This window comes from Streptococcus phocae (assembly GCF_001302265.1).
GTDB lineage: Bacteria > Bacillota > Bacilli > Lactobacillales > Streptococcaceae > Streptococcus > Streptococcus phocae.
In genome coordinates, this window is record NZ_LHQM01000049.1 from 1 (window position 1) to 4523 (window position 4523).

Annotated in this window: 2 protein-coding genes and 1 other RNA gene; all 3 read right to left on the minus strand. The window is 36.4% G+C overall.

Features of this window, described 5'->3' with window-relative positions:
* Nucleotides 1-1560, minus strand: a 1560-nt coding sequence (locus tag AKK44_RS08050) for a hypothetical protein (RefSeq protein WP_054279258.1), incomplete at its 3' end; no start/stop codon positions are given.
* 740 nt (nt 1561-2300) lie between these two features.
* Nucleotides 2301-3650 (minus strand): glucose-6-phosphate isomerase, encoded by a 1350-nt coding sequence (locus AKK44_RS08055; RefSeq protein WP_037594397.1) that lies wholly within the window; start codon nt 3648-3650, stop codon nt 2301-2303.
* A 154-nt stretch (nt 3651-3804) separates the two neighbouring features.
* Nucleotides 3805-3902, minus strand: an RNA gene (gene ffs, locus AKK44_RS08800) — signal recognition particle sRNA small type.
* Nucleotides 3903-4523 lie beyond the last annotated feature (621 nt).

Sequence of the window (4523 nt, forward strand, 5' to 3'; positions counted from 1 at the left end):
AAGGTTTGACTCTTCTATCGTTTCGGTAACAAGACCTTCATGGGAACCAGAAATAGTGGTCGTTTCCGTGCTGTCTGCAACAATATCGATAGCACTTGACTCTTCGATTGTTTCAACTATGTCTCCATCTTGTAGAGATTGTCCCGTGATAACTTCTGGAGAATAATATTCTTGATGGATAATGTCAGAGTGTCCCGATTCTTCTATTGTTGTTATTAATTGATTACTACCATATTGACCTTGCATATTAGGATAAGGGCCATAGCTATCTTCTTCAAAATCAGGAACCTTAGAAAAATCTATAATAACCTCATCTTCTATAGTCGGTTCAATAGGAATAGTGGGAGCAATGATGATATCATCAACGGGCAAGGGCTCTAAAACAGGAAGTGAAGGTGCAACTTCTTCGTCTATAGAGTCTTCTGGTAAGACTGGTGCCACATCTACTTCATCAGTTTCTTCCAAAGTAAAAATTGCTTGATACTCCTTATCTGCACTCAAGGAAACATCCCCTGAAAAAGAATAACGAGAACCATTTTTAGCAACTATACTTTTATCTGATTGGCTAATGTACTGGGCAATTTCAGCACTTGTTTTAATAGACTCGCTAATAATTTTCTGACTACTGAGAATTTGGTTTTCCTTATTCACAAAATTTATAGTAAAGACATGCTGGGCTGATTCATAATCATCATTATTTTTTGAAATATAGTATCTTTCGGAGATTGATTCTGTATAAAAAATATTAGGACTTCGCCTAGAATTAATAACATAGTTGAATGAGATGTCGGTTTCAATGTTATAAATATCACGAAGGAAGTAAAAGTCTTCAATCACAGTAGTTGACAGTCGCTTAATCAGTTGATAACCTTCTTTGTAAGCTTCGCTTTTTTCAAATAAAGCTTCAGCCGCAACAAATAGTTCCTCTGCTGTGAAACGAAAGCCTATTTTTCGAGTTCCTGTTATTTCAGTTGGTGAGGAAATGTGTATTGGAACAAGATGCTGATCTACTTTTTTTAGAAAGATGACTTCATGTTCAATATGTACGTCATATACGTCATTTAATTCCTCCAAGGCCACTGTTGTACTATTATCTTCGATAACAAAGTTAGAGTTAAGAATCTCTATCAAGACTTTTCCAGTTATTAAAAAAGCAGGGTTTTTCTCAGTTTTAGTAAAATCAGGGATGATAAATCCTTTCTCGGTAATTGGGTAAGTTTGCCCTTTATATGTCACTTTTGCAGACTTTTCAAAATCAGTGACTTTATATCGACCTGATTCTATCGAATCAATAACTTGCTGGACTTTTTTTAATAATTCAATCTTGGTTAGTCTATCATCTGGCGAAAGGCTAAATTCCATAAAGCTAGGAGATATAATTGTGTCGCCTATACTATTAACTCCAATCACATTCACAATAAGATGTGTTCCAACTGTGCCATTATAATCTTTTGAATTAGGAACTTCTTGGAGACTATTTTGTGCATATACGGGGTAGGCAAAAGAAGTGAGTGCCAAAAAACTCGTAGCGATAAGGAATTTAAGGGATGTTTTTTTCATATTATGGGAATCTTTCTTCTATTTTTAGCCGAGTAATTTTCATACCAAAATTAGTTGTCTGAAAAACTATTGTAATGATAAATCAGCGAGAGCATTACTTTATATGCCAATAAGATTATAAAACTAAAATAAAAACTCCATACAATGATAGTTACCGATGTCGCTTACAAGTCATCCGCTAATTAAAAAGCATTCGTTGAATAAAATATACTAAGCTAGATAGCTAGTTAACCTTATTATCGCTAACCAAGGTTGTTTGATTATTAAAGCCCATTCCTATTACTTCTATTTTGAAATAGTAGATTCTTAATCACAAATTTCACAATAAATCAAATCATTTTTTGTGAAATCGATATAAAAATAGATTTTATTCTTAGTAAGAATAACATAAAGCAAGGAACTAAGCAAGGGAAACACAACGTGATAGAATTTTCCTAACTTTGTCTACAGATTGTCTAATCTTACTCTTCATAAATATCCTGACTAAAAGTACCGCCTAGAAGTTGCCCCTCTAGATGCATTCTTATTCAGAAGTGTTTATGATGTCTGTCAAATGATAATCAAGAAAATATCCATCAAAACTCACATCCACGCTCTCATTTTTGGAAATATGCAAGGTCAAAGTCGTATCATTGTTTTGACCCGTATAAGTTCCATTGATTGTCTGGTGATTGCCACGTAAAGTCCGAGCGTTAACAACGCCTAAAAAAAGCCTCTCCTAATAGAGAGGCTTGCTGTCATTATAGACGAGCGTTTAATTCTTCAGATAAGGCTTCGAATCCTGGTTTGCCTAATAGGGCAAACATGTTGCGTTTGTAGGCTTCAACACCTGGTTGGTCAAATGGATTTACCCCGTTAAGGTAACCTGAAACAGCTATAGCTAACTCAAAGAAGTAAATCGCATAGCCAAGGGTATAGGCATCTTGTTTTGGCAATGTGATAAACAAGTTTGGCACGCCACCGTCTGTGTGAGCAAGAAGCACCCCATCTGTCGCTTTTTTGTTTACAAAGTCAACATCTTTTCCTTGAAGGTAACCAAGACCATCAAGGTCTTCAGTCAATTCAGGGATAATGACGTTTTTACGTGGTTTGTCGACACGCACAACTGTTTCAAAGAGATTGCGGTAGCCTTCTTGGATAAATTGACCAAGTGAGTGCAAGTCTGTTGAGAAGTTAGCTGATGTTGGGTAGATACCTTTTTGGTCTTTCCCTTCTGACTCACCGGCTAATTGTTTCCACCATTCACCAAAATATTGTAATGATGGCTCATAGTTCGCCAAAATCTCAGTGATGTAACCTTTACGGTAAAGGGCATTGCGGACTGCTGCATATTGGTAGGCAATGTTATCAGCAATGCGATCTGATGATAGATCTTTACGTGCAGCATTTGCACCTTCCATAAGGGCTGTGATGTCAGCGCCTGATGCTGCGATTGGTAACAAGCCAACAGCTGTCAAGACTGAAAAACGTCCGCCAACATTGTCTGGAACAACAAAGGTTTCCCAGTTGTTAGCATCAGCTTCGACCTTAACAGCACCTTTTGCTTTATCAGTCGTTGCATAGATGCGTTTGTTTGCTTCTTCCTGACCATATTTTTTAACCAATAGCTCTTTGAAAACGCGAAAGGCAATAGCTGGCTCTGTTGTGGTTCCTGATTTAGAAATCACGTTCACTGAGAATTCTTTGTCTTCTACAAACTCAACCAAATCAGCAAGATAAGTTGATGAAATAGAGTTTCCAGCATAGACGATTTGTGGTGCTTTGCGTTCTTCAGCTGTTTGCAAGTTGGCAAAGTGATGGTTTAAAAAGTCGATAGCAGCCTTGGCACCAAGGTATGACCCTCCAATACCAATCACAACTAGGACTTCACTGTCTGCTTTGATTTTTTCTGCTGCTTTGAGAATGCGTGCAAACTCTTCTTTGTCATAGTTTTCAGGCAAATCAAGCCATCCCAAGAAATCTGCACCTGGTCCAGTTCCTTGACGCAATAGTTTATCAGCCTCTGTGACTTGACCTTGTAAAAAGTCAATTTCGTGTTGTCCTAAAAATTGTCCTAGGACCTTTGAATAATCAAATGTAATATGTGTCATCTTAAGATTTCCTCCATAGTTTTCAGTCTTTACTATAATACCCCTTTGCGCCTTATTTTTCAATCATTTCCATCTATTTTTCAAAACTGAACCAAGATGTTTTCTTCATCCGTTTAATTCTAAGATAGATTTTTTGTCGGCATATGGGGTCAAGTTGGGAACATAAAAAAGAGCACACGCCTGAAATCGCTTAGGGCTGCTGGATTCCTCCCCTGACCCACTTCACGCACAAGTGTTGCTCTCATAACTATTATACCAAATTATTGTCACTTTGCAAGGTCTAAGCCTATTAAGTAACTGTCTAATTTTTTGAAGAGCATCTTCACAACATACAAGTGGCAATCTGTTTTCTGATAAGCGGCTTGTTGTAAATTACTTTACCTGATTATTAAGTTGATTCTACAGTTAGATGAGACAGATTTGTGGTTTTGAAGGCGCTCCATTTTTGTATCTTTTTATTTTTTGATAGAACAAAAATAAATAGGTAATTCTATGAAAACACTTAATTTGTTTTCTACTATATCATTGACTGTATTATCTATAAAAATCGTCTCCCTATATTAGCCATCGAAAACGAACTAGGCTCACAATCTGGTAGCTAAAGCAGACACGACATCTGTTTTAGCTATTGCAACATAGTCAGATGCTAGAGATAAATGTTAAAAATAATGATTGATTAGGATTGTATAAATCTGTGTTAGAAGTATAGTTTGTTGCACTCAACTTGACAATTGAAAACTCTTTATTGACATTCTAGCATGTAGTTAGATAACAAGATAAAACGGCATGTGCACTATATTCACCTACTAAATCTTTAGATACGCAACAAAATCCCTTCAAGTATAACGACAAGATAAAAAAACTATTTCCGAA

What these genes read in the sequence shown, in the direction of transcription:
- AKK44_RS08055 (WP_037594397.1), bottom strand. Translation starts at nt 3,650, where the DNA reads ATGACACATATTACATTTGATTATTCAAAGGTCCTAGGACAATTTTTA.